At 67.5% G+C, this 23,418-nt stretch carries 24 protein-coding genes; 11 read left to right on the top strand and 13 right to left on the bottom strand.

Annotated features, from left to right (window positions below; all coding sequences use genetic code 11):
- The first annotated feature begins 86 nt into the window (after positions 1-86).
- Positions 87-1,313 (top strand): AI-2E family transporter, encoded by a 1,227-nt coding sequence (locus tag ACXZ1E_RS04135; RefSeq protein WP_458042164.1) that lies wholly within the window; start codon positions 87-89, stop codon positions 1,311-1,313.
- Complete coding sequence (ilvA, locus tag ACXZ1E_RS04130) at positions 1,310-2,560, top strand: threonine ammonia-lyase (protein ID WP_458042163.1); 1,251 nt, start codon at positions 1,310-1,312, stop codon at positions 2,558-2,560. The genes ACXZ1E_RS04135 and ilvA overlap by 4 nt, the downstream gene beginning before the upstream one ends.
- Positions 2,561-2,652: 92 nt before the next feature.
- Here ilvA and greA read toward each other — a convergent pair whose 3' ends face one another.
- Both greA and ACXZ1E_RS04120 read right to left on the bottom strand, forming a co-directional pair.
- Positions 2,653-3,144 (bottom strand): transcription elongation factor GreA, encoded by a 492-nt coding sequence (gene greA, locus ACXZ1E_RS04125; protein ID WP_458042162.1) that lies wholly within the window; start codon positions 3,142-3,144, stop codon positions 2,653-2,655.
- A gap of 118 nt (positions 3,145-3,262) precedes the next feature.
- A complete protein-coding gene (locus ACXZ1E_RS04120; RefSeq protein ID WP_458042161.1) occupies positions 3,263-3,658 on the bottom strand; it encodes a DUF4307 domain-containing protein in 396 nt (131 codons plus the stop codon).
- Positions 3,659-3,729: 71 nt separating this feature from the next.
- Between ACXZ1E_RS04120 and ACXZ1E_RS04115 the strand changes: the two genes are divergently transcribed.
- Entirely contained in the window at positions 3,730-4,101 is a 372-nt protein-coding gene (locus tag ACXZ1E_RS04115) for a hypothetical protein (protein ID WP_458042160.1), read from the top strand.
- A gap of 21 nt (positions 4,102-4,122) precedes the next feature.
- Here the strand turns inward: ACXZ1E_RS04115 and trhA are convergent, their stop codons facing one another.
- The gene (gene trhA, locus ACXZ1E_RS04110) at positions 4,123-4,842 is read right to left on the bottom strand and encodes a PAQR family membrane homeostasis protein TrhA (RefSeq protein WP_458352041.1); all 720 of its coding nucleotides are present in this window, start codon (positions 4,840-4,842) and stop codon (positions 4,123-4,125) included.
- A gap of 29 nt (positions 4,843-4,871) precedes the next feature.
- On the opposite strand from trhA, the gene ACXZ1E_RS04105 reads away from it, so the two are divergent.
- From ACXZ1E_RS04105 to ACXZ1E_RS04095, 3 genes are all read left to right on the top strand, one after another.
- Complete coding sequence (locus ACXZ1E_RS04105) at positions 4,872-5,657, top strand: isoprenyl transferase (RefSeq protein ID WP_458042159.1); 786 nt, start codon at positions 4,872-4,874, stop codon at positions 5,655-5,657.
- 33 nt (positions 5,658-5,690) lie between these two features.
- Entirely contained in the window at positions 5,691-6,812 is a 1,122-nt protein-coding gene (locus ACXZ1E_RS04100) for an aminotransferase class V-fold PLP-dependent enzyme (protein ID WP_458042158.1), read from the top strand.
- Positions 6,813-6,998: 186 nt separating this feature from the next.
- Positions 6,999-8,390, top strand: coding sequence for a PhoH family protein (locus tag ACXZ1E_RS04095; protein WP_458352040.1), 1,392 nt, complete (start codon positions 6,999-7,001; stop codon positions 8,388-8,390).
- A 434-nt stretch (positions 8,391-8,824) separates the two neighbouring features.
- Here ACXZ1E_RS04095 and ACXZ1E_RS04090 read toward each other — a convergent pair whose 3' ends face one another.
- The 8 genes from ACXZ1E_RS04090 to xseA all read right to left on the bottom strand — a co-directional run bounded on the left by ACXZ1E_RS04090 (position 8,825) and on the right by xseA (position 16,861).
- Positions 8,825-10,087, bottom strand: coding sequence for a DUF222 domain-containing protein (locus ACXZ1E_RS04090; protein ID WP_458042157.1), 1,263 nt, complete (start codon positions 10,085-10,087; stop codon positions 8,825-8,827).
- A 242-nt stretch (positions 10,088-10,329) separates the two neighbouring features.
- Positions 10,330-10,986 (bottom strand): response regulator transcription factor, encoded by a 657-nt coding sequence (locus ACXZ1E_RS04085; RefSeq protein ID WP_458042156.1) that lies wholly within the window; start codon positions 10,984-10,986, stop codon positions 10,330-10,332.
- Complete coding sequence (locus ACXZ1E_RS04080; protein WP_458042155.1) at positions 10,983-12,491, bottom strand: sensor histidine kinase; 1,509 nt, start codon at positions 12,489-12,491, stop codon at positions 10,983-10,985. Before ACXZ1E_RS04080 ends, ACXZ1E_RS04085 begins: the two co-directional genes overlap by 4 nt.
- Before the next feature lie 52 nt (positions 12,492-12,543).
- Positions 12,544-13,962, bottom strand: a complete 1,419-nt coding sequence (locus ACXZ1E_RS04075; protein WP_458042154.1) for a class II fumarate hydratase — start codon at positions 13,960-13,962, stop codon at positions 12,544-12,546.
- Positions 13,963-13,982: 20 nt separating this feature from the next.
- Positions 13,983-14,639, bottom strand: coding sequence for a carbonic anhydrase (locus ACXZ1E_RS04070; protein WP_458042153.1), 657 nt, complete (start codon positions 14,637-14,639; stop codon positions 13,983-13,985).
- Entirely contained in the window at positions 14,636-15,286 is a 651-nt protein-coding gene (locus tag ACXZ1E_RS04065) for a DUF4245 family protein (protein ID WP_458042152.1), read from the bottom strand. Before ACXZ1E_RS04065 ends, ACXZ1E_RS04070 begins: the two co-directional genes overlap by 4 nt.
- The gene (locus tag ACXZ1E_RS04060; RefSeq protein ID WP_036294707.1) at positions 15,283-15,522 is read right to left on the bottom strand and encodes an exodeoxyribonuclease VII small subunit; all 240 of its coding nucleotides are present in this window, start codon (positions 15,520-15,522) and stop codon (positions 15,283-15,285) included. The genes ACXZ1E_RS04065 and ACXZ1E_RS04060 overlap by 4 nt, the downstream gene beginning before the upstream one ends.
- Before the next feature lie 22 nt (positions 15,523-15,544).
- A complete protein-coding gene (gene xseA / locus ACXZ1E_RS04055; RefSeq protein WP_458042151.1) occupies positions 15,545-16,861 on the bottom strand; it encodes an exodeoxyribonuclease VII large subunit in 1,317 nt (438 codons plus the stop codon).
- Between the two features lie 48 nt (positions 16,862-16,909).
- Here xseA and ACXZ1E_RS04050 point away from each other — a divergent pair, with 48 nt between their 5' ends.
- From ACXZ1E_RS04050 to ACXZ1E_RS04040, 3 genes are all read left to right on the top strand, one after another.
- Positions 16,910-17,974, top strand: a complete 1,065-nt coding sequence (locus ACXZ1E_RS04050; RefSeq protein ID WP_458352039.1) for a 4-hydroxy-3-methylbut-2-enyl diphosphate reductase — start codon at positions 16,910-16,912, stop codon at positions 17,972-17,974.
- Positions 17,971-18,594, top strand: a complete 624-nt coding sequence (locus ACXZ1E_RS04045) for a DUF6264 family protein (protein ID WP_458042150.1) — start codon at positions 17,971-17,973, stop codon at positions 18,592-18,594. The genes ACXZ1E_RS04050 and ACXZ1E_RS04045 overlap by 4 nt, the downstream gene beginning before the upstream one ends.
- 196 nt (positions 18,595-18,790) lie before the next feature.
- Entirely contained in the window at positions 18,791-19,342 is a 552-nt protein-coding gene (locus tag ACXZ1E_RS04040) for an MOSC domain-containing protein (protein ID WP_458042149.1), read from the top strand.
- A 73-nt stretch (positions 19,343-19,415) separates the two neighbouring features.
- Here the strand turns inward: ACXZ1E_RS04040 and fbaA are convergent, their stop codons facing one another.
- Positions 19,416-20,444, bottom strand: a complete 1,029-nt coding sequence (gene fbaA / locus ACXZ1E_RS04035) for a class II fructose-bisphosphate aldolase (RefSeq protein WP_458042148.1) — start codon at positions 20,442-20,444, stop codon at positions 19,416-19,418.
- Between the two features lie 248 nt (positions 20,445-20,692).
- Here fbaA and glpX point away from each other — a divergent pair, with 248 nt between their 5' ends.
- Both glpX and ACXZ1E_RS04025 read left to right on the top strand, forming a co-directional pair.
- Positions 20,693-21,682 (top strand): class II fructose-bisphosphatase, encoded by a 990-nt coding sequence (gene glpX, locus ACXZ1E_RS04030; RefSeq protein ID WP_458042147.1) that lies wholly within the window; start codon positions 20,693-20,695, stop codon positions 21,680-21,682.
- Positions 21,683-21,803: 121 nt separating this feature from the next.
- Positions 21,804-22,094 (top strand): hypothetical protein, encoded by a 291-nt coding sequence (locus ACXZ1E_RS04025; protein ID WP_458042146.1) that lies wholly within the window; start codon positions 21,804-21,806, stop codon positions 22,092-22,094.
- Here the strand turns inward: ACXZ1E_RS04025 and ACXZ1E_RS04020 are convergent.
- A complete protein-coding gene (locus tag ACXZ1E_RS04020; RefSeq protein WP_458042145.1) occupies positions 22,072-23,379 on the bottom strand; it encodes a DNA recombination protein RmuC in 1,308 nt (435 codons plus the stop codon). The genes ACXZ1E_RS04025 and ACXZ1E_RS04020 overlap by 23 nt on opposite strands.
- Positions 23,380-23,418: the final 39 nt, after the last annotated feature.

The following is a 23,418-nucleotide window of genomic DNA, read 5'->3' as shown; positions in this document are numbered from 1 at the left end:
CAGCCTATCCCCGGCGTACGACATCCCCGCGGGGATGCTATGCGATGAGAGAGCGCGGGCTTCGTTTCGACTCCTAGACTTGCCGGGTGAACGAAACCCCCGAATCTCTGCGCCGACGACTCGTTGACGTGATTCGGGAGCGCACTGTTTCGAGCGACCTCAGCCCCGCCGTGCCACAGGCGCTGCGCCTCGCCGCGGCATACGCCTGGCGCCTGATCGTCATCGCCGCCGCGGTCGCGATCGTCGTGTGGCTCGTCATCCAGCTCAAGGTCATCGTGATCCCGCTGTTGGTCGCGATCCTCGTCACCGCCCTGCTCTGGCCCGCTTTCACCTGGTTGCTGCGCCGCGGCGTGCCCCGCTGGCTCGCCATCGTGATCTCGGTGCTGAGCACACTCGCCATCGTTTCGGGGCTCATCTGGCTCGTCGTATGGCAGGTAGGGCTGCAGTGGGCAAGCGTGCAGGATCGCACCGTCGAGGCGATCGAGCAGTTCCGCCAGTACCTCATCGACGGGCCCCTGCACCTGACATCCGGGCAGATCGACGACGCGCTCGCACAGGTCTGGGCGTTCACCCAGGAGCAGGCCCAACTGCTGCTCTCGGGAGCGCTCGCGGTCGGTTCCACCCTCGGGCACGTCGCCGTGGGCGCGCTTCTGGCGATCTTCATCCTGCTCTGCACGCTCGCCGACGGCGGGGGCATCTGGCGGTGGACCGTGCGCCTGTTCCCGCGTGCCGCGCGACAGCCCGTTGACGGTGCCGCGCGCGCGGGGTGGGTCACGGTCGTCAATTACGCGCGCACCCAGCTGCTCGTCGCCTCCATCGATGCCGTGGGTATCGGGCTCGGTGCCGCTCTGCTGGGTGTTCCCCTCGCCATCCCGGTCGCCGTTCTGGTGTTCTTGGGAGCTTTCATCCCGATCGTGGGGGCCGTCGTCACCGGAGCCGTCGCCGTCTTCCTGGCGCTGGTCTACAACGGACCGTTCATCGCGGTGCTGATGTTGATCGTCGTTCTGGGCGTGCAGCAACTCGAGGGGCATGTCCTGCAGCCGATCCTCATGGGCGCGGCCGTCAAGGTGCACCCGCTCGGCGTCGTGCTCGTGGTTGCGGGCGGCGCGCTCGTCGGAGGTATTCCCGGGGCACTCTTCGCCGTGCCGCTCGCCGCGTTCGTCAACGTCTTCGCCGTGTACATCGGCTCCCGAGGGTGGGAGAGACCGGATAGCGCGGTGGCGGGCGAACTGATTTGGAGTACCGTGCCACGAACGAAGAACACGCGACCCAGAACTCGACCGACCACCCGACCCGAGGGGACCCAGGCATGACCTCCGTCGAACCGCGCGAGCTGACCATGCCGCTGCTCTCGGAATACGAAGGCGCCGCCGAGGGGCTGCGCGGTGTCGTCAGCCACACCCCGCTTGAGTACTCGCAGCACCTCTCTGAGGTGCTCGGGGTTCCCGTCCATCTCAAGCTCGAGAACCTGCAGCGCACCGGGTCATTCAAGATCCGCGGTGCCGCCTACCGCCTCTCCCGCCTCACGCCCGAGGAGCGTACTCGCGGTGTCGTCGCGGCGTCCGCCGGCAACCACGCGCAGGGCGTCGCGCTCGCCGCCCAGGCCCTGGGGATCCCCGCCACGATCTTCATGCCTCTCGGCGTCCCCGTGCCCAAACTGCTCGCGACGCGCGGGTACGGCGCCGACGTGATCCTCGAAGGCCCGACCGTCGACACGTCGTTGCGACTGGCGGCGGAGTTCGCCGAGCGCACGGGCGCCGTCCTGATCCCGCCGTTCAATCATCGGGACATCATCGTCGGCCAGGGAACGCTGGGGCTCGAGGTCGTGCAGGACATGCCCGACGTCGACACGATCCTGCTGGCCATCGGCGGAGGAGGCCTCATCGCCGGGGTCGCCGGCGCGGTCAAAGCGATGGCAGCCGCCGCGGGTCGCACCGTACGGATCATCGGGGTCCAGGCCGAGAACTCGGCTCCGTACCCGGAGTCCCTGCGAGCCGGCTATCCGATCGAGGTCGAGACGCGCCCGACGATCGCCGATGGCATCCTGGTCAGCCGCCCCGGCGACATCCCGTTCGCGATGATCCAAGAGCTGGTCGACGACATCGTGACGGTGACGGACGACGACATCGCCCGGGCGATGCTGGTGCTGCTCGAGCGGGCCAAGGTCGTCGTCGAACCCGCCGGAGCCGTCGGTGTCGCCGCGATCCTCGCGGGCAAGGTCGAGGCGCACGGGCCGACCGTCTCGGTTCTGTCGGGGGGCAACATCGACCCCCTGCTGCTGCAGCGGGTCGTCGCACACGGGCTCGCGGCATCCGGACGCTACATGAGCATGCGGATTCCTCTGCCCGACCGTCCGGGACAGCTGTCGCGCGTTTCGGACCTGATCGCACAGGCGGGTGCCAACGTCATCGAGGTGCTGCACACACGTCACGGCCAAGGGCTTCAGATCAGCGAGGTGGTGCTGCAGATCAGCGTCGAGACGCGCGGCGAAGAGCACAAGGCGCTGACGTTGCAGACGCTGAAGGACGCGGGCTTCCACCCGGTCGTCGTCCCGGACTGACCCCGGAGTAGCGTTTCGTCTCGCTGCGCTCGCTCAACGACCGGTCATTGAGCGAGGCCCGCAGGGCCGAGACGAAATGACGCTCCCGGGGGCTACTGGCCGGTGTAGGTCTCGACCTTGATGATCTCGACGGTCATCTCGCGACCGTTGGGCGTTGCATAGCTCGTCGTGTCGCCCTCGTTCTTGCCGAGAATGGCGGCGCCGATCGGGCTCGCCTCGCTGTAGACGTCGAGGGACGAGTCCGAGGCCAGCTCGCGGTTGGCCAGGAGGAAGCGCAGTTCGCGCCCGGCGACCTTCGCCGTCACGACGGTTCCCGGCACGACCGTGCCGGTCGAGGTCGGGGCATCGCCGACAACCGCGGTTTTCAGCAGCTGCTGCAGGTTGCGGATGCGCGCCTCGATGCGTCCCTGCTCGTCTTTGGCTGCGTGGTATCCGCCGTTCTCTTTGAGATCGCCCTCTTCGCGGGCAGATTCGATGCGCTTGGCGATCTCTTCGCGGCCGTCCGTCGCGAGCGTCTCGAGTTCTGCGTCGAGGCGGTCGTAGGCGTCCTGCGTGAGGAAGGTCACGGGTGCGTCGGTGGACACGGCGTTCTCCTTCTGTGGTTCGTGTTCGTGCCGGAGCGGTAAGGGTTCAGGGCATCACGTCGCCCATATACCGAACGCCCCGGCATCGAGCCAGGGCGCACGCTGTAATCCGGTCAGCCTAGGGGAGCCAGCAGGAGTTCACCAAACCGGTCGTCGCGAGCCCGACGGTGGGGACGGATACCTCGTAAGCCCGCGCTTCCTCGCCGCTCGGGGGGTACACGACGACCTTCCACCCGACGATTCCGAAGTCCTCGTCGAGGGCTTCGATCGCACACGCGATTTCGCGATCTGCCTGTCCGGTGATCTGGAAAGACACGGTCGCCGTGTACTGATCCACGAGCGAGAATCCCAGGACATCTGCGTCGACATCCGATGCCGCCGTCGACACCGTCGACCACGCGAGCGCGCCCGTCGTGGCGACGGCGAGCACACCGACCGTGATCCAGGCGAACAATCGACGCCGGCCGTTCCGGCCGCGACCGTACCGCTCGTCGAGACGGGCTTGGATCGTCATCGTCTGGCCCCTCTCTTCCGGCTCGGCGACTGGCTCATGGACTGGTTAGGCTAGTAGTACCAGGCTATGCGTTGCCGGGTGCCGCCCGTGCCATCTCGGGATCGGTCGCCGTGCGGAAGGACCCCATGCTCGCGTTCTCGTGGATCGTCTCGATCGCTACGCCCTCACCGACACCGGTCGTTGAGCCGGATCCTGAACTCGTCACACCCGGATTCCTGGGCTTCGCGGTCGTCGCCGTCTTGGTCGTCGCCGTGGTGCTGCTGGTGTGGGACATGCAGCGTCGCATCCGTCGTGCCCGCTACCGTGCCGAGATCGACGCGGAACTCGATGCCGAACAGCAGGCTGCAGCGGCCGTCGAGGCATCGGACACCGACGATCAGTTCGTCGATGGCGCAGACGACGTCCACGATCGCGCAGACGGGGACGCCCCGCCCCGCGTGTGAGGGTACGGCGGCTGTCGGGCGTCAGCCGTAGACGGGGTCCAGCGCGATGATCAGCGCCGCGGTCCAGTGGCAGAGGAACGCGAGCACCGTGCACACATGGAAGATCTCGTGGAATCCGAAATGCCCGGGCCACGGGTTGGGGCGCTTGAGCGCGTAGACGATAGCGCCGACCGTGTAGAGCAGCCCGCCGACGAGCACCAGCGTCATCATGATCGCGTTGGCCGCGAAGAGGTCACCGATATACATGAGGGCGGCCCAGCCCAGCACGAGATAGAGGGCGACGTAGAGCCAGCGAGGCGCGCCGACCCAGAAGACTCGGAACAGGATGCCGATGAGCGCTCCGCCCCACACCAGCGACAGCAGCAGCGTCGACTTCGCGGGGGGAAGCGCGAGCACCGAGATCGGCGTGTAGGTTCCCGCGATGAGCAGGAAGATGTTGGCGTGGTCGATCCGCTTCAGCACACCCTTCGCGCGGGTGCTCCAATCGAAGCGGTGATACAGCGCCGAGGTGCCGAACAACAGCATCGACGTGGCGAGGAAGATCGCTGACGCCCACTTCGCGGTGGTGCCCTCGGCGAGGACGATCAGGACGATGCCCGCGACGATCGCGAGGGGGAAGGTGGCCGCGTGGATCCAGCCGCGCCAGGTCGGCCGGATGTCGATATGCGCGTCGACGGCGGCCGCCTCCATCAGAGGCAGCGACGGGACTTCGGGGGAGTGGGATCGCGGGCGACGGCTCACGCCTCCAGCGTAAGCGTTACCGTAGGGGGGTGAGCACGGGCGGGTCGAACCAGGGGCGTGGGCCGCTGTACCGTCTCTACACGGGGCGTCTGCGCCGGAGCCTGCGTGACGACCCGGTGCCGCATCACGTGGCGATGATGATCGATGGAAACCGTCGGTGGGCCCGTCAACTGGGCTACGACTCGGCTGCCCACGGTCATCGCGCCGGCGCGGCGAAGATGCGCGAATTTCTGACCTGGTGCGACGACGTCGGGGTACGCGTGGTGTCGTTGTACCTGCTCTCGCACGACAACCTCGCCAAGCGTGAGTCGCGTGAACTCGCGGACCTGCTCGACATCATCGCCGAGCTGGCAGATGAGCTCTCGCGCGAGCGGGACTGGCGTGTGCAACACGTGGGGCGCTCCGAGAACCTGCCGCCGGGCCTGGCGCGTGTGCTGCACGAGGCGAGCGAACGCACGCGCGGCAACACGGGGATGCATGTCAACCTGGCGGTCGGTTACGGCGGACGCAGCGAGATCGTGGACGCCGTGCGGAGCATCATCGCCAAGCACGACGAGGGTGGGGGGTCGTTGGAGGAGCTGGCCGCCAGCCTCACGCCCGAGCAGATCGGTGAGCACCTGTACACCGGCGGACAGCCCGACCCGGACCTTGTGATCCGTACCTCGGGAGAGCAGCGCCTCAGCGACTTCCTGCTGTGGCAGAGCGCTCACAGCGAGTTCTATTTCGTCGAGGCGTTGGGGCCCGATCTGCGCGAGGTCGACTTCTTGCGTGCGATCCGCGACTACGCCCGGCGAGAGCGCCGATTCGGTAGCTGACCTGCGCCGCTTTCGGCGTGGCAGAATAGGTCGGTGGCAACCATCGAGGATTACGGGGCGTCGTTCGACCTCGAGCCCGGCTATCTGGACTGGGCGTCGTTCGGTCCGTTGTCGCCCGCGGTGCGTCAAGAGAACACCGCCGACCTGGAACTTCTCGCGACGGGTCGCCGATCGAGCATCGACAACGTCGTAGAGCACGCCGCATCCGCTCGTTCCCTGGTTGCCGAGTTGCTGGGTGGCAACGTAGACAACGTCACCCTGCAACCATCCACGACGCACGGGATCATGCAGGCGGTCTTCGGAGTCACCGGTGGGTTGGTGCTCTCTCGGGGCGAGTACCCGAGCCTCACCGTCGCCGCTACCCGCGCACACGAGGCTCTGCACGTCGTCGATCCGCAGTGGATCGATCCGCCGGCGGGCTATGTCACGCCCGAGGTCGTGCGCGACGCGATCACGTCCTCCACGGCCGCGGTCGCGGTGAGCCTCGTCGACTTCCGGACGGGGTACCGTGCGGATCTTGCCGGGATCCGCGATGTCATCGGCGATCGCCTGCTGATCGTCGACGCCGTGCAGGGTTTCGGAATGGTCGCCGCGGACTACCAAGCGGCCGACGTCGTATGCGGCAACGGCTACAAATGGCTGCGTGCCGGCCGCGGCACGGGTTTCGCCTGGTTCAGCGACCGTGCGCTCGCGGAGCTCACGCCCGTCTTTTCGGGAGCGACGGGAACGGATGTCGCACTCCCGATCGATGACGTGCCCCCCGTATCGTCCGGCGCGAACGCGTTCACTGTCAGCGTTCCCGACCACATCGCCGCCGCACGTCTCTCGGCATCGCTGCGCGAGGTGCTGGATACCGGCGTCGAGCACATCGAAGAGGCGCTCGCCTCCCGCACACGCGAGGTCCTCTTCCTCGCGGAGCGCTACGACATCCCGACCCTGACGCCTCGCGAAGCGGTGCACCGCGCAGGAATCGTCACGCTCGCACCGCCCACGCAGGATGTCGCGGCTCTCGCCGCCTCGCTCGCCAACCACGGCGTCACGTGCACGACGCGCAGCGGTGCCGTGCGCATCGCACCGCACGTCGGCACCGTCGCCGACAGCATGGTCATGCTCGGCGACGCGCTCGCCGACTTCGCGCACGCGCGCACCTGGTAGCCGCGCGGAATTAACGCAGGCGTAACCTCCGGCGGGGCGTGTCGATTCGCGGCTGAGAGAGTCGCGGTCGTACGTTCATCTCATCGGGCAAGTAGCCCGGTCGAGTCGGCCACCAGAGTGCGACTCGCTACCTCACGGTGGCCGATCTTGCGGATGCCGGGTACTCACCCGGGTCGGGAGCAGGTTGTGACCACAGGGGCAGCACGCCAGCAGGACACGCTTTCCAGCAGCGCGGCGATCACGCACGACACGAGCTACGAGGGTGCCGACTCGATCGGGTCGGATTCCGCTCTCCGCACGTATGTGATCGATACATCCGTCCTGCTCTCCGATCCACGGGCGTACTTCCGATTCGCCGAACACAATGTCGTGATTCCCGTCGTCGTCATCACCGAACTCGAGGGCAAGCGGCACGACCCCGAGATCGGATACTTCGCGCGTCAGGCTCTCCGTCACCTCGACGAACTCCGGATCGAGCACGGACGTCTGGACTTCCCGGTGCCGGTCGGAGCGGACGGCACGCTGCGTGTCGAACTCAACAACACCGACCCGAGCGTCCTGCCCTCGGGCATGCGACTCGCCGATAACGACAGCCGCATCCTCGCCATCGCGATGCATCTCGCGCAGGACGGCCAGCACGTCACGGTCGTTTCGAAGGATCTTCCCATGCGCGTCAAGGCGGCATCGCTCGGCATCCAGGCGGAGGAGTACCTCGCCGAGCAGGCCGTCGACTCGGGGTGGACTGGAATCGCCTCGATCGACCTGTCGGGCGATGAACTGAGCGACCTCTACGAGAGCGAGGTCGGTAGTCACGAGACCGTTACGGGTCTGCCGGTCAACACCGGCCTGATCATCCACTCGGAGCGAGGGTCGGCACTCGGGCGCATGACGGGACCGTCGGAGTTCCGCCTCGTCCGCGGGGACCGCGACGTGTTCGGGCTGCACGGACGCTCGGCCGAGCAGCGGATCGCGATCGACCTGCTCTTGGACCCGGAGGTGGGCATCGTCTCGCTCGGTGGCCGGGCCGGCACCGGCAAGTCGGCCTTGGCCCTGTGCGCGGGCCTCGAAGCGGTGCTGGAGCGACAGCAGCAGAAGAAGATCATCGTCTTCCGTCCGCTGTTCGCCGTCGGCGGGCAGGAGCTCGGCTACCTGCCCGGTGACCAGGCGGAGAAGATGAACCCCTGGGGTCAGGCGGTCTTCGACACCCTCGGTTCGGTGGTGTCGGGCAACGTCCTGGAAGAGGTCGTCGAGCGTGGGCTGCTCGAGGTCATGCCGCTCACGCACATCCGTGGACGCTCACTGCACGACGCGTTCGTGATCGTGGATGAGGCGCAGTCGCTGGAACGCAACGTGCTGCTGACGGTGCTCAGCCGCATGGGTCAGAACTCGCGGGTGGTGCTGACGCACGATGTCGGGCAGCGCGACAACCTTCGCGTCGGCCGCCACGATGGCGTCGCGTCGGTTATCGAGACGCTCAAGGGCCACGGGCTGTTCGGCCACGTCACGCTGTCGAGGTCGGAGCGCTCAGAGATCGCGGCTCTCGTGACAGACCTTCTCGAAGCGGGGGAACTGGCCTGACGAGACGGAGGTGGGGAAGGCGGATGTATTCAATGTCATGAGAGAACTCTCATCGCCTTCCCCGCCTCCTCTCATTCCCGCTTGTCATATTTGTGGAAGAGAAATCTGAATATGCCCGCGAGAGCGGGACGATGATCCGCCAAAAGATCCCCCCAGTTCGTGGCTGATCATCGAAATGCCAGCCATCCCATCCCGACGGGTGCGGCTGACGAACGAGGCGCACGTCCCCCAGATCACGCGCCTCAGCCCCCGGCGCATCCCCCCAAGCGCCGGGGGCTTCATCGTTTTCCGGCCGTGCTGGCCGGGCGGCTTTCTGGCCTGGTGGGCGTGCTGCATGCGGCGAGGGGTGGACGCGCGGATACGGGTTATCGGCGACGGATACAGATCAGCGTGACACCCTCGTTCGTGAAGAGCCGCAGGAGGTATCGCCTGCTTCATGTCTGTCGGACGACCCGGTCGCGTAGGCGGGTGGGGGAGCGGGTGACGGGGCGCCAGAGCATCCGGGCGTCGATCCAGGAGGGTGCGCGGACTTCGGGTACGCCGCGGTTCATGCGGATCGACCAGCCGTTTCGGTCGATGAATCTGTGGTGGTACCAACAGAGGAGTACTCCGTTGTCTGTGTGGGTCGCGCCGCCCTCGGCGTGGCCCGTGACGTGGTGGATTTCGCACCATCCGGCGGGGACGCCGCATCCGGGGATGATGCATCCGCCGTCGCGCAGCGCGATCGCGCGGCGCTGGTACCGGTTGAACACGCGCTCTTCCGTGCCGAGGCGCAGGATGCGGCCGTTGCCACCCAGAGTCACGCGCTGAATTGTTCCGGCGCACCCGACGTGTCGTGCACCGGCGAGCGCGTCGTGCTGCTTCTGCGGGCGGCGGCGGTCATCGAGGGGCGCGGGAGCATCCGACGCATCCGCTTCGACGAATCGCACGCCATCGCCCGTGACCTTCGGCGAGAGGGATGCGTCGAAGATGCGTTGCAGCTGCGCCGCGACCTCGGGCAACAGTCGACCCTGAATAGGCACGAGCCCATCGCGCGCGGGGCCGAGAGTGACCGCGCGCTTCAGCAACGCCTGGTGTTCGCGGGGTTCGGCGCCGTCTTGATCGAGCACGACCGCCCACACCCGGGCCTGCACCTTGAGCAGATCGGCGCAGAGCGGCGGTGCACCGTCGGGTCCCTCGCCGCGCGCTTCGGCGGCGAGCACCTGGTCGGCAATCAACAGCGCCTCACGCGAGACCCCGGACACCAATGATGAGAGGGGTTCGGCCACCGCGAGAACACCGTCGAGCCCGACCTCGCCATCCAAAAGGGCCTCGCGCATCGCGGGAAGAGCGGCGGGTTCGAGTTCACCCGAGAAGACCGAGCGTCCCTGCCGCGTGGCCCGTGCCGCGCGCTCGAAGCGACCGGCGGTCTGGGGGCCGAGGCGCGTCGTCCGCTGCACGAGTTCGCTCACGCTGCGGCATCCGAGTCGCGATGTCAGCCGCTCCTCCCGCACCACCGACTCAGATCGCGCCGTGACCTCGGACACCGACTCGATCATCAGCGAATCGGCACGACGCCCGAGGCGACCGAGAAGCTCCAGAACCAGCGCTTGATCATCGTCGGATGCCGCGGCCACGAGCCCCTCGCGGTGCACCGTATCGACGACCTCGCCGACGTGCGCGACCAGTTCGCGCAGGGTGTCGACGAGGCTTTCCATACCTTTATTCTGCCGAGGGCCACCGACATTCAGAGGGATGATTCGGCCCGGTCAGAGATGAAAAATGTCTTATCTTCGGGGGGTTGACCGGGGGTTCATTTCGTCTCGCCCGCGGCTCGCTCAACGACCGAGACGGGGTGTCGTTTCGACTCACCTACGGTTCGCTCAACGACCGAGGATCGCGAAAGACCGCCTGTGTCGCCGCGTCCCTTTGCTTGACGACGGGAATCCGGGCCGCGGACTTACTCCCAGCGGTAGCCGGCGCCGCGCACGGTCGCGATGTGCTCGGGGCCGAACTTGCTGCGCAAGTACCGCACGTACACGTCGACGACGTTGGAGCCCGGATCGAAGTCCAGCCCCCATACGCGGCTGAGGAGCTGCTCGCGGCTCAGGACCTGGCCCGGGTGCCGCAGGAACTGCTCGGCGAGGGCGAACTCGCGGGCGGACAGATCGAACTCTCGGCCACCGGCCCGAGCACGTCGTGTGAGTGGATCGAGGCTGATGTCGCCGTGGACGATGCCGATGGATCCGGTGTTGACGCTCTCGCGCAGACGGGAGCGGACCCGGGCGAGGAGTTCGTCGAACTTGAAGGGCTTGGCGACGTAGTCGTTCGCCCCGGCATCCAGACCCTGAACCGTATCGCGGGTGCTGCTGCGGGCCGTCAACATCACGACGGGCACGTTAGCCCCCTGGCCGCGCAGGTGACGAAGGACCTCGAACCCGTCCATGCCGGGGAGTCCGACATCGAGCAATACGAGGTCGACATCGCCACCGAGCGCGAATTCGAGCGCCGAATCACCGCTCTCGACGATCGTCGTCGTGTAGCCGGCGGCCTCGAGCCCGCGACTGACGAATGCGGAAATACGCGGTTCGTCCTCCGCGATCAGAATGTGCGTCACCCCGTTGCCTCCCTCTGCAACACCACGTCCCCGGCGCGTACGGGAGACGGCAGCAGCTCGCTGCGTCCCTGCGTGATCGGCAGAGTGATCGTGAAAGTCGCGCCGCCCCCATCGGTGTCAGTAACGGCGCACGTCCCCAGATGTGCCTTCGCGATCGCATCGACGATCGCGAGGCCCAACCCCGATCCCCCCACTGTACGGTGATCTGCGCGCGCGAAGCGATGAAAGATCCGGCGTCGTGCCGCTGGCGGGATGCCCGGACCATGATCCCGAACCCACAGATGCACCGTGTCGATATCGAGGGTGCTGCCGATTTCGATCGGGGAACCCTGCGGCGTGTACTTGGCGGCGTTGTCGGCGAGCTGGAGCCAGGCCTGCAGCAGGCGGTCGTAGTCGCCCTCGATGACGCCCCGCGCGATGCCCGCGACGCTCCAGCTGTGCCCCGGGAACCCGCCCACCAGGTCACCCATCCGCTCGGTCAGCTCGCGGACGTCGACCAGCGAGATCTCGAACTGATCGCCCTCGGCGGACGAGAGCAGGTCGATGTCCTCCACGAGACGTGTCATGCGATCGAGCTCGGCGATGCCGATGTCACGGGTGCTCGCGACATCCGCCGGGTTGGCGACATCCATCATCTCGAGGTGGCCGCGCACGATCGTGATCGGCGTCTTGAGCTCGTGCCGGACATCATCGAGCAGCTGGCGCTGGTTGTCCATCGACCCCTCGAGGCGGTCCAGCATCGAGTTCACCGTGCGACTGAGGTCCGAGATATCGTCGTTGCCGTCGGCGGGGATGCGCGCTCGCAGGTCGGTCGGCGTGATGGAATCGGCGGTCTCGCGCATGCGGCGGATGGGGGAGAGGATGCGTCCGGCGACGAACCATCCGACGATGCCGATCGCGGCGAGCGTTGCGAGTGCCGCGGCGGTGTACGTCAGGAGCGACAGCGTAACGGGCTCGAGTTCGCGCGTGACGTCGACGGCCCGGATGTAGACACCCACGCGGTCATCGCCCGGCACGGGCGTGGGCACGGCGATGTAGCGCAGGTCGGTCGAGTCGATCGTGGCGCTCGCGATGACCGCCTGGTCGGCCGGCCGCGCCTGTTCAACGGCCCCGGCCACGAACTCCGGATCGTCGGCGATCTGCTGACTCAGGGCGTTGGCGCTGCGGAATGCGATCCTGCCGTCGATGACGGCGATAGACGCTTCGTTCCGACCGGGGATGAGACGCGAAACCGCGGCCCGCAGGTACGACGAGAGATCCGTGAAGTCGTCGGGTGTGTCCTGCGTGGCGGCGGCCGCACCCCCCTCGACGACGACGCGGAGCTCGTCCACCTGGTTGAGCGCGTCGATCTGCGAGATGAGTCGTTCGTCGATGTCGGTGAGGGTGCGATCCCGCTGAGCAAGAAAGGTCACCCCGCCGACGATCGTGAGACCGAGCGCCGCGACGGCCAGAATGGCGCCGACGATCAGCGCCCTCGCCGGAATCGGCCGCCGCTCGCGTGTCATGCGCTCATTATCCGGTCCCGCTGCACTCCGGTGTGCACGGGTAAGGAAGCTCTCATCCGGGGTGGGTCATGGAGAGCAGGTCGAGCTTGTCATCCAGCTGCTCTTCCGTGATCTCGCCGCGCGATACGTAGCCGAGGTCGATGACCGCTTCGCGGACAGTAATGCCCTTCGCAACGGAGTGCTTGGCGATCTTCGCCGCGGCCTCGTATCCGATGAGCTTGTTGAGCGGCGTGACGATCGACGGCGACATTCCGGCGAACGCGGCGGCACGGTCGAGGTTCGCCTCGAGGCCGTCGATCGTCTTGTCCGCCAACACGCGCATCGTGTTCGCCAGAAGCCGGATCGATTCCAGCAGCGCCGTGCCCATGACGGGGATCGCGACGTTGAGCTCGAAAGCACCCGAGGCGCCCGCCCAGGCGATCGTCGCGTCGTTGCCGATGACCCGCGCGCACACCATGAGCGTTGCCTCGGGAATCACCGGGTTGACCTTGCCGGGCATGATGGAGGACCCGGGCTGCAGATCGGGGATGTGCAGCTCGCCGAGGCCCGTGTTGGGCCCCGATCCCATCCAGCGCAGGTCGTTGTTGATCTTCGTCAGCGACACCGCGATCGTGCGGAGCGCGCCGGATGCTTCGACCAGCGAGTCGCGGTTGGCCTGAGCCTCGAAGTGGTCGAGCGCCTCGGTGATCGGCAGCCCGGTCTCGGCGACGAGCAGCTCGAGGACCTTCTGCGAGAACCCGGCGGGGGTGTTGATACCCGTGCCGACGGCGGTGCCGCCGAGCGGAACCTCGGCGACGTGGGGGACGACGGCGTGCAGACGCTCGATGCCGAGACGGATCTGACGGGCGTAGCCGCCGAACTCCTGGCCGAGAGTGACCGGCGTGGCATCCATCAGGTGCGTGCGGCCCGACTTGACCGCGCCCTTCCAGAGTTCGGCCTTTGCCTCGAGCGCGACGGCGAGGTAGTCGAGCGCGGGGATCAGGTCGTGCAGGAGTTCTTGCGTGACCGCGACGTGCACCGACGTCGGGAAGACGTCGTTGGAGGACTGCGAGGCGTTCACGTGATCGTTGGGGTGCACGGGCGAGCCGAGCGAACGGGTGGCGAGCGTTGCAAGCACCTCGTTCATGTTCATGTTCGTCGACGTACCACTGCCCGTCTGGTACACATCGATCGGGAACTGATCGGCCGCGCCGCCGCCGATGACCTCATCCGCCGCGCCCGCGATGGCGTCCGCGATCGCACCGTCGAGCGTGCCGAGGTGCTTGTTGGCGAGAGCCGCGGCCTTCTTGATGCGCGCCAGCGCGATCAGCTGAGCGGGGTCGAGGCTGTCGCCCGAGATCGGGAAGTTCTCCACCGCTCGCTGCGTCTGGGCGCCATAGAGCGCGGACGCGGGAACCCGCACCTCGCCCATGGTGTCGTGCTCGATGCGGTACTCGGTGCCAGCTTCGGTGCCGGCTGCGGTATCAGTCACGTCTTCGTTTCCTCCGGGTCTCAGGCGTCCGCGTCCATCGCGGCGCCCAGTAGGACGTCGGGCACAGCCGTGCCCTCGGCAAGTCGGTAGTTGGCCCCCACGATCGCCAGGCGACCCTCCGCAACAGCCTCGCTGATCAGCTCGGACGTCCGCAGCAGCTCGCTGACCGTCGCGCGCAGGTGTTCGCGGCCGACGGCCTCGGTGTCGATCGTCGCGGGGGTCACGCCCTGGGCAGCACCGGCGGCAAGAACGCGGCGTGCGGCCGGAACGATCGGGGCGATCTGGCGCCATACCTGCGCGGGCAGTGCCGGGGCATCGATGCCCGTGCTGTCGATCGCGGCGCGCACGGCACCGCACTCGTCGTGAGCGAGAACGACGATCAGGGGCACCTCGAGCACCGCGACAGCGTACTCCAGGCTCCCGACGACGGAGTCCGAGATGACCTGGCCCGCGTTTCGCACGACGAAAAGGTCACCGAGACCCTTGTCGAAGATGATCTCGGCAGCGAGGCGCGAGTCCGAGCATCCGAAGAGAGCGGCGCGCGGGCGCTGAGCGGCGGCCGTCTGGTGTCGTCGTTCGACATCCTGGCGCGGATGTCGGGGCTCACCGGCCACGAAGCGCGCGTTACCGCGCAGCATCTCGGCCCAGGCGCGTGCGGGCGTCGGGTTATCGCTCATCGACTGGCTCCCTGGAGTTGTTCGACATCTGAGGCCACGATCGTCGCCAGTTCGGCGGCCTGTTCGGGGCTCACCGCACCGTACAGGAGCACGTAATCGGAGCCCGCTTGCGTTCCGAGTGCGTACGAGATGTTCGCGGCGCGACTCGGGTCGGCCGGTTCGAAGACGTCCCACTCGATGCCGGCGATCTGTACCGAGTCGGTCGGGGAGGATCCGGCAAGGGCGCTGCGTGCCCACACTTCGTCCGTGTCGAAAGCTTGCGCGAACCGGATGAAACCCTCATCGTCGGGCACGTAGGCGATCGACCAGGACGATGACCCCCCGTCGGATGACACTTCGGCGACATTGACGCGCCAGTCGGACGGAACGGCGGGTACGATGACGCTCCGGCCCAGGCTTTCCGTCGCCTGCTCGGCAATCGGAGCCGGGTCGATGCTCTCGCGCTCGGGCAGTTCGCCGCGCGGGACGCCGAAGATGACGATGAAGACGACGACGACCGTGACGATGATCGCCGCGATCAGGTTGCGAAACGTCTGGCTCGACCGGTAGACCCGCGACGACTCCGCCTTGCGCGCCGCGGTCTCGTCGGGCGTTTCGGGCCGACCGAGCTCGGCGACCACACGCTGCGGATTGCGCTCCGACGTCATCCCGCGTCACCGCCGGCTGCGGGCGCATCGGTCGAAGCGGATGCGGCGTCTAGACGCTGTTTCGCGCCGAGGAGCCAGTCCTCGCACCGGCGGGCGAGCGCTTCGCCGCGCTCCCAGAGCCGCAGCGATTCTTCGAGCGTTGCAGAGCCTTGTTCGAGGCGGGCGACGACCTGTTGCAGCTCGTCCCGTGCCTGCTCGAAGGAGAGCGCGCTGATATCGGCTCCCTGCTCGGTCATACGTCCATCCTACGGCGCGCGATCACGCCTCTACCTCGCCGAGAGAGGTGGCGGCGAACCGCCCCCGGGCGACGGTCACGCGGGCATCGGCGCCCTGAGGCGCACTCGCCGCGTCTCGGACGATCTCACCGGCGACCTCGACGATCGCGTATCCCCGATCGAGGGTGTGTTGCGGGCTCAGCGCACGGAGCCCGGCGCGCAGCTCTGCGACGTCCGTCGTGCCGCGGGCGAGCGCCCTGGTCGTCGTCGCGCGCCCCCGCGCGAGGTGCTGCTCGATCGAGGACGCCCGATCCTGAAGCATCCGTTCGGGCTGCCTGAGGACCGGTCGTGAGCGCAGCTGCTCGAGGTGCACGCTCTCGTGCTGCAACTTCTGGGCGACGCGAGCGGCCAGGCGACCGCGGACCTGGCGGACGATGGCGAGCTGCTCGGCGACGTCGGGGACGATCCGTTTCGCTGCGTCGGTCGGGGTGGATGCTCGCAGGTCCGCCACCTCGTCGAGCAGCGGCCGATCGGCGTCGTGCCCGATCGCGCTCACCACCGGGGTGCGCGCTTCAGCCACCGCGCGCAGGAGGCGCTCGTCGCTGAAACCGAGGAGGTCCTGGAAATCGCCGCCGCCACGCGCGATCACGATCACGTCGACGGCCGGGTCGTCGTCGAGTTTGCGCAGCGCCGCGAGGACGGACGGGACGCACTGATCGCCCTGTACGGTCGCGTGCTCGACGCGGAAGTTCACGTGCGGCCAGCGCAGCTCGGCGTTGCGAAGTACGTCCTTCTCGGCATCCGAATTCTTGGCCGTGATGAGTCCGACGAGATGGGGGAGGAAGGGCAGGCGACGTTTGCGGTCGGGGTCGAACAGCCCCTCGGCGCGCAGCTTCGACCGCAGGCGCTCGAGGTTCTCGAGGAGGTCACCGAGGCCGACGTGCCGGGCGGACGAGACGTTGTACGACAGATCGCCCGACTTGAGGCGGTACTCGGGTTTGGCGCAGACGATGATGTGGTCGCCCGGCTTGATGTCCTTCGGCAGTCGATCGCGCACGCGCGACCAGATCGTGAGCGAGATGACCGCATCGCCCTCGAGATCGCGTAGGCGGGCGAAGGTGCCGACGTTACGGACGTTCCACTCGGTGACCTCGCCCTCGATCCAGGGCGAACCGAGCTTGGCGACATAGTCGCGCACGACCGTGCCGAGAGCCGAGACGGAGCACGGATGATCCGGGCTCGAGTCGCGCGGGTGCACCGTTCCGCCGGGCGGAGCGAACGCTGGGCCTGCGGAGGCCGGGGCTTTTCCGCCGACCTGATTCGAAGCGGTTCCGCTGAGCGGCGTCGAAGCGTCCGTCATCTGGCTCCTCCCGGCCGGGGCGCAGGTAGGCCCCCGTAGAATCGAGGAGTGAGCACCCCCGTCGTCCGCATGCCCCTGCCCCGAGTACCGGGACGCGCAGGGCGTCTTCAGGATATCCCGGTCAACGGACACAAGAGGGTGCTGCTGGCTGCACCCCGTGGATACTGCGCGGGTGTGGATAGAGCCGTCATCGCCGTCGAGAAGGCTCTCGACCGCTTCGGGGCGCCGGTTTACGTGCGTAAACAGATCGTCCACAACGTTCACGTCGTCACCGAGCTGGAGGCGGCCGGAGCGATCTTCGTCGATGAGGTCGACGAGGTTCCGCCCGGCGCGCACATCGTTTTCAGTGCGCACGGTGTTTCGCCCGCGGTCGTGTCGGCGGCCGCTGACCGGGGTCTGCAGGCGATCGACGCGACGTGCCCGCTCGTCACCAAGGTGCACCGCGAGGCCGTGCGCTTCGCCCGTGACGACTTCGAGATTCTGCTGATCGGTCACGAGGGCCACGAAGAGGTCGAGGGGACGGCGGGCGAGGCACCCGAGCACGTGACCCTCGTCGGTTCACCCGACGAGGCCGACACGATCGAGGTGCGCGATCCCTCAAAGGTCGTGTGGCTCTCGCAGACCACTCTGTCGGTCGACGAGACGATGGAGACCGTCCGCCGCCTGCGCACGCGCTTCCCGCAATTGCAGGATCCGCCCTCGGACGACATCTGCTATGCCACCCAGAACCGTCAGGTCGCGATCAAGAAGGTCGCAAAGGGCGCGGATCTCGTCATCGTGGTCGGTTCGGCCAACTCTTCCAACAGCGTCCGCCTCGTCGAGGTTGCCCTCGAGTACGGCGCGAAGACCGCGTATCGCGTCGATTACGCCGACGAGATGCGTCAGGAGTGGTTCGACGGTGTTGAGACCGTCGGCGTCACGAGCGGCGCATCCGTTCCCGAAGTCCTCGTCGATCAGGTGCTCGCTGACCTGGCGACCGCCGGCTACCGCGATGTCGAGCAGGTGAAGACGGCCGAAGAAGACCTGATCTTCTCGCTCCCGAAGGAGCTCCGACACGATTCGTCGGGGCAGCGCGACGAGCGCGCACTCGGCGGCCGGGGGACCACCGCGTGACGGGTGCGGCGCCCGACCGTCCGACACGTCCCGAGTACGGCGAGTACGCCACGCCCGAAGAGCAGCGGGCTCGTATCCAGCAACCGGATGCCACCCATGCGCTGTCGTCCGGGCAGTCGCTGGACACTCCCACGGCGCCTGTTCCGCCCGCTCCGCCGTACGGTTCGGCATCGACGACACCTCCGGCGCTGCAGCCGGGGGCTCCCGCTCCCGTGGCGCCGGACGCATCGGGTCCCTCTCGTCCCGTTCGACGTCCGCGTACGGTCGATCGCATCATCACGTTCGCTCTGCTCGGCTACGGACTCTTCAACGTCCTCACATCCATCCCGGCTTTCACCGAGTACTCCACCTACGCCAACACATTGCTCGACGTCATGAGTGTCGACGCAGAATTCAGTGGCGGGGGTCGCGGATGGGGCCTCGCCGCCGCCTTCGTGCTGGGGCTCGGGTGGCTCCTGACCGCCACACTGACGTGGTTGAACCTCCGCCGCGGGCGCCTGTCGTGGTGGATCCCGCTCGTCGGTGGAGTCGTATTCACCCTCACCGCCAGCGTGCTGCTCATGGTGCCGCTGTTCAGCGACCCGGCAATCTGGAACGCGCTGGTCTCTTCGGTCGGCTGACCCCGCTCGTCACGCCACCTCGGCGACTCCATGTCCCACTTTCTGGTGTGTGTGTCCCACTCTCCCTTGCTAAGCGGGCGGCAAACAGCCGAAAATTGGGACATCTACTGGAGGGGTGTCCCAATTTGCCTCGGTTTGAGGCCGACGCAGCGCTGAAGTGGGTCCTGCGGTGGATTGGGTTGCCTACGATGGGCGGATGCCTCGTGTGCTCGCCGTCTGCGTCGTCCATCAGCTGCGTCCCGAAGCCGGCACCGCGGGCGTGACCGCCATCGACAAGCGCCCCGTCGCGCGTGGCGCGAAGGTCGGCCCCTACGGCATCCGCGGCGACGTGCAGGCCAACCGCAAACACCACGGCGGACTCGACAAGGCCGTCTATGCATATGCCCAAGAGGACGCCCTGTACTGGGAGCGCGAGCTCGACCGCGAGCTGCCGCCCGGCTGGTTCGGCGAAAACCTGCGGGTCGAGGGTCTCGACGTCAACACCGCGCGCATCGGCGAGCGGTGGCGTATCGGTGACGCACTCGTGCTCGAAGTGACGATGCCTCGCACGCCATGCCAGACCTTCGCCCGCTGGCTCGGCGGGCCTGACGAACGAGGATGGGTCAAGCGCTTTTCCGCGGAACGCCGCCTCGGCCCCTACCTCCGTGTCGTGCGGTCCGGCGCCGTGCGGCCGGGCGATGAGATCGAGGTCATTGCAGCGCCGGAGGGCGCGCCGGGACTGCTCGACGGGTACCGCGCGCCGGCGTAGGACGACGGATGCCCCGGGCTCGGTCCTCGTGAGGAGTCGGGCCCGGGGCATCCGGTCGTTGAGATGCGGGGTATCAGCCCTGTGACTTGCCGGCGGATCCGAGCTGCTGCGTTGCCTCGACGACACGCGCGGCCATGGCCGACTCGGCGACCTTGCCCCAGGCGCGGGGGTCGTAGGCCTTCTTGTTTCCGACCTCGCCGTCGACCTTCAGGACGCCGTCGTAGTTGCTGAACATGAAGCCCGCGACCGAGCGCGTGAACGCGTACTGGGTGTCGGTGTCGATGTTCATCTTGATCACGCCGTTCGAGACCGCCAGGGCGATCTCTTCGGACGTCGAGCCCGAGCCGCCGTGGAAGACGAGGTCGAGGGGCTTCGCTCCGGTGCCGAACTTCGCCGCGATGCCGGCCTGGATCTCACCGAGCAGCTCAGGGCGGAGCTTGACGTTGCCGGGCTTGTAGACGCCGTGCACGTTACCGAAGGTGAGGGCGGCGATGTAGCGGCCGTTCTCGCCGAGACCGAGAGACTCGACAGCCTTGGTCACGTCGGCGACCGTCGTGTACAGCGCGTCGTTGGACCCTTCGTGCTTCACGCCATCCTCTTCGCCGCCGACGACACCGATCTCGACCTCGAGGATCGCGTTGATGTTCTTCATGCGGGGGAGGAGCTCTGCGGCGATCTCGATGTTCTCGTCGAGGGGCACGGCCGATCCATCCCACATGTGGGACTGGAAGATCGGGTTGCGTCCGGCCTTGACCTCTTCTTCCGACGCCTCGATCAGCGGAAGAACGAAGCCGGGAAGGGCTTCCTTCGGGCAGTGGTCGGTGTGCAGGGCGACCGTGATCGGGTAGCTCTTGGCGACCTCGTGAACGAACCGGGCGAATGCGAGCGCACCCGTGGCGCGGGCCTTGACGGTCTGGCCGGCGAAGTAATCGGCACCGCCCGTGGTGACCTGGAGGATGCCGTCCGAGCCCGCCTCGGTCAGGCCCTGCAGAACGGAGTTGATCGTCTGCGAACTCGAGACATTGATGGCGGGATAGGCGAAGCCTCCAGCCTTGGCTCGATCCAGCATGTCGGCGTACTGCTCGGGGGTGGCGACGGGCATCGAGGTGCTCCTTAGGAATCGGGAGGGTGCGGCTCTCACAGATCGGGAGGGTGCGTTATCACTCTAGCGAAGCCCGCCTCTCTGTCCCGGAGATGGCGCCACGGATCGGGCCGCGTATTGGGTCTGGGCCGGTGCTATCGGCGTGCTCGGCCCCGGGGTTTGCGTGACTGTAAAGAAGGGCGATTCCTTCGCGGTTCGGGCCGTCGAAAGCCCGACGTATTCTGCGATGCCGGCGTTAGGCTGGCGGCATGGTCAGCATCACCGGCGACATGAGCCCCCTTCATCCCGATCGAAATCTCGCCCTCGAACTCGTTCGCGCGACGGAGGCGGCATCGATTCGAGCGGTGCCGTTCATCGGCCGCGGAGACAAACTCGCCGCGGACGCCGCTGCCGTTGACGCAATGCGGGCCTTCTTCACGACGGTGAACTTCGATGGCGTCATCGTGATCGGCGAGGGCGAGAAGGACGAAGCGCCCATGCTGTTCAACGGCGAGAAGGTCGGCAACGGCCGAGGTCCCCAGTGCGACGTCGCGGTCGACCCGATCGACGGCACCTCGCTCACCGCCGCCGGTCGTCAGAACGCGCTCTCGGTCATCGCCGTCTCGGACCGCGGCACGATGCTCGACGCGTCGTCGGTGTTCTATATGGACAAGCTGGTGACGGGGCCCGCGGGCGTGGGTGTGGTCGACATCCGTCTTCCGGTCGGTGAGAACATCCGTCTGCTCTCGAAGGCGCTCGGGAAGCCGATCGACGAGATGGTGGTGTCGGTGCTGAACCGGCCGCGCCACGAACAGCTCATCGCCGACATCCGTGAGGCCGGGGCCGGAACGCGCCTGATGTCCGACGGTGATGTTGCCGGCGGGATCAATGCGGCGCGACACAACGCCCGCACCGACATGTGCGTCGGGGTCGGCGGCAGCCCGGAGGGCATCGTCACGGCCTGTGCCATCAAGGCACTCGGCGGACACATCCAGGGTCGGTTGTGGCCCCGCGATGACCTCGAAAAGCAGAAGGGCGCGGATGCCGGACTGAAGACGGACGGCTACGTCTATGAGGCCGACGAGCTCGTGACCGGAGACAACACGATCTTCGTCGCAACGGGCGTGACCGACGGTCAGTTGGTGGCGGGTGTGCGGCGCGAGGGCGACTTCATCTACAGCGAGAGCGTCGTGTTGCGCGGCCGTTCGGGCACGCTTCGCCGCATCACGTCGGAGCACCTCACGTCGAAGTGGTTGTAACGCAGACCGCTCCGGTGGGCCGCGGCTCTGGGCCCTTTTCGGATCGGTCTGGCAGGATGGGGTGTGCCAGTCAGCGTTGACGGTGGTCCATCCATCCACAGCACACACGGGACGGTTTTGCATGACTGCACAGGGTTTCACGGCAGTTCAGGGCTCCCCAGCGGCGCCCAATTCGAAGGCGGTTCCCGCCTCAGCGTCGGGTCCAGCATCGTCGAGCGTTGCTCACCCGCAGACCGGCGCCCAGGCCGTCGTCGCTGATGCGATCGACCCCGCCCGTCGCCAGGACGTGTTGCTGCGCGTGCGTCGCGAAGAGGGACACGAGGTCAGCGCCTGGTGGCTTGTCGGCGCATTCGTCGTCGTTTCGGGCACGGTTGTCGCCCTCATGAGCCTCATTCCCGGCGGGGGCTCGTAAGCCGATCACGCAGCTCGCCGAGGTCGGCGAGCGCGACCGGTGCGGCGGTGTTCGTGGGTTCGCCGTCGTCTTCGGCCTGATCGGCAAGATCGGCGCTTTCGGAGTCGCCGTCTTCGTCAGAGTCGATCAGCTCCGCTGAGGTCAAGGATCGAGGGGTTGTCGTGATCGAGGTGGCCTCGGGTAGCAGCCGGGTGTCGTCGATACCCGGGAACTGGCGCGCGGTCGCCAGGACCCGCGTCTCGAGCGAACCCGCGAACCGGTTGTAGCTCTCGACCGTGCGTTCGATCGCGCGGCGCAGCGAGTCGGCATGCCCGGCGAGGGCGCCGAGCCGCTGATACAGGGTCGACCCGAGCTCGAACAGCCGCTTGGCCTCGGCCGAGACATCCTGCTGCGTCCATGAGAAAGCGACCGTCTTGAGCACGGCCCACAGGTTGACCGGGGACGCGAGCGCGACCCGTCGCGAGAAGGCGTAGTCGAGCAGGGTCGGGTCTTCGTCGAGCGCGGTCGCGAGCAGCGACTCGTTCGGAATGAAACAGATCACGAACTCGGGGCTCGACTCGACACCCGTCCAATACGCCTTTTTTGCCAGTGCGTCCACGTGTGCGCGAACCGCTCGCACATGCCGCTGCAGCAGGGACTGGCGACGCTCGGCCTGCTCGCCCGTCGCGGTAACGGGAATGGCGGATGCCTCGAGGTACGCATCGAGCGGAACCTTCGCGTCGACGGGCACCGAAGCGCCGCCGGGCAGCCGGATGACCATGTCGGGTCGGCCGGTTCCGGCATCCGTCGTCACGGAGGTCTGGATCGTGAAGTCGACGTGACGCGTGAGCCCCGCGGCCTCGACCACGCGGCGGAGCGCCGTCTCGCCCCAGACACCCCGCGTGCCGTTCGAGCGCAAGGCGCCGGCGAGTGATTCGGTGGTGCGCCGTAACTGCTCGTCGGACTCCACCGATTGCCGCAGCTGCGCGGCGATCGCACCGTACTGGGCCCCACGCTCGCGTTCGAGGTCGACGACCTGCCGCTGCATCCGATCGAGCGACTCCTGCACGGGCGCGAGAGCGCGCAGCACCGCCTGGTCGCGCCGCTCACGCTCGGCACGCTCTGCATCGGCGCCTCGCTGAAGCTGGAGCTGCTCGCGCAGCCCGGCGACGAGGGACTCGGCTCCCGTCGTGCGGGCGCGGAGTGCAGCCATGTCGGTCTGTGCCCGAGCACCGCGCGCGAGCCAGCCGATGAAAGCGCCGACGACGAGCGTCGCGAGCAGGAGAGGAAGGATCAGAATGTCCATGCGCTCATGGTGGCAGGGGGGTGCGACATCGCACGGAGC

Source organism: Pacificispira sp. HM-600, from assembly GCF_977993705.1.
The sequence above is the reverse complement of the archived record's forward strand: the minus strand, read 5'-3'. Positions and strand labels throughout refer to the sequence as shown.

What these genes read in the sequence shown, in the direction of transcription:
- ACXZ1E_RS04025 (WP_458042146.1), top strand. Translation starts at nt 21,804, where the DNA reads ATGACTGCACAGGGTTTCACGGCAGTTCAGGGCTCCCCAGCGGCGCCC.
- ACXZ1E_RS04060 (WP_036294707.1), bottom strand. Translation starts at nt 15,522, where the DNA reads ATGACCGAGCAGGGAGCCGATATCAGCGCGCTCTCCTTCGAGCAGGCA.
- ACXZ1E_RS04065 (WP_458042152.1), bottom strand. Translation starts at nt 15,286, where the DNA reads ATGACGTCGGAGCGCAATCCGCAGCGTGTGGTCGCCGAGCTCGGTCGG.
- xseA (WP_458042151.1), bottom strand. Translation starts at nt 16,861, where the DNA reads ATGACGGACGCTTCGACGCCGCTCAGCGGAACCGCTTCGAATCAGGTC.
- ACXZ1E_RS04070 (WP_458042153.1), bottom strand. Translation starts at nt 14,639, where the DNA reads ATGAGCGATAACCCGACGCCCGCACGCGCCTGGGCCGAGATGCTGCGC.
- fbaA (WP_458042148.1), bottom strand. Translation starts at nt 20,444, where the DNA reads ATGCCCGTCGCCACCCCCGAGCAGTACGCCGACATGCTGGATCGAGCC.
- glpX (WP_458042147.1), top strand. Translation starts at nt 20,693, where the DNA reads ATGGTCAGCATCACCGGCGACATGAGCCCCCTTCATCCCGATCGAAAT.
- ACXZ1E_RS04040 (WP_458042149.1), top strand. Translation starts at nt 18,791, where the DNA reads ATGCCTCGTGTGCTCGCCGTCTGCGTCGTCCATCAGCTGCGTCCCGAA.
- ACXZ1E_RS04090 (WP_458042157.1), bottom strand. Translation starts at nt 10,087, where the DNA reads ATGGAAAGCCTCGTCGACACCCTGCGCGAACTGGTCGCGCACGTCGGC.
- ACXZ1E_RS04120 (WP_458042161.1), bottom strand. Translation starts at nt 3,658, where the DNA reads ATGACGATCCAAGCCCGTCTCGACGAGCGGTACGGTCGCGGCCGGAAC.
- ACXZ1E_RS04080 (WP_458042155.1), bottom strand. Translation starts at nt 12,491, where the DNA reads ATGACACGCGAGCGGCGGCCGATTCCGGCGAGGGCGCTGATCGTCGGC.
- ACXZ1E_RS04020 (WP_458042145.1), bottom strand. Translation starts at nt 23,379, where the DNA reads ATGGACATTCTGATCCTTCCTCTCCTGCTCGCGACGCTCGTCGTCGGC.
- ilvA (WP_458042163.1), top strand. Translation starts at nt 1,310, where the DNA reads ATGACCTCCGTCGAACCGCGCGAGCTGACCATGCCGCTGCTCTCGGAA.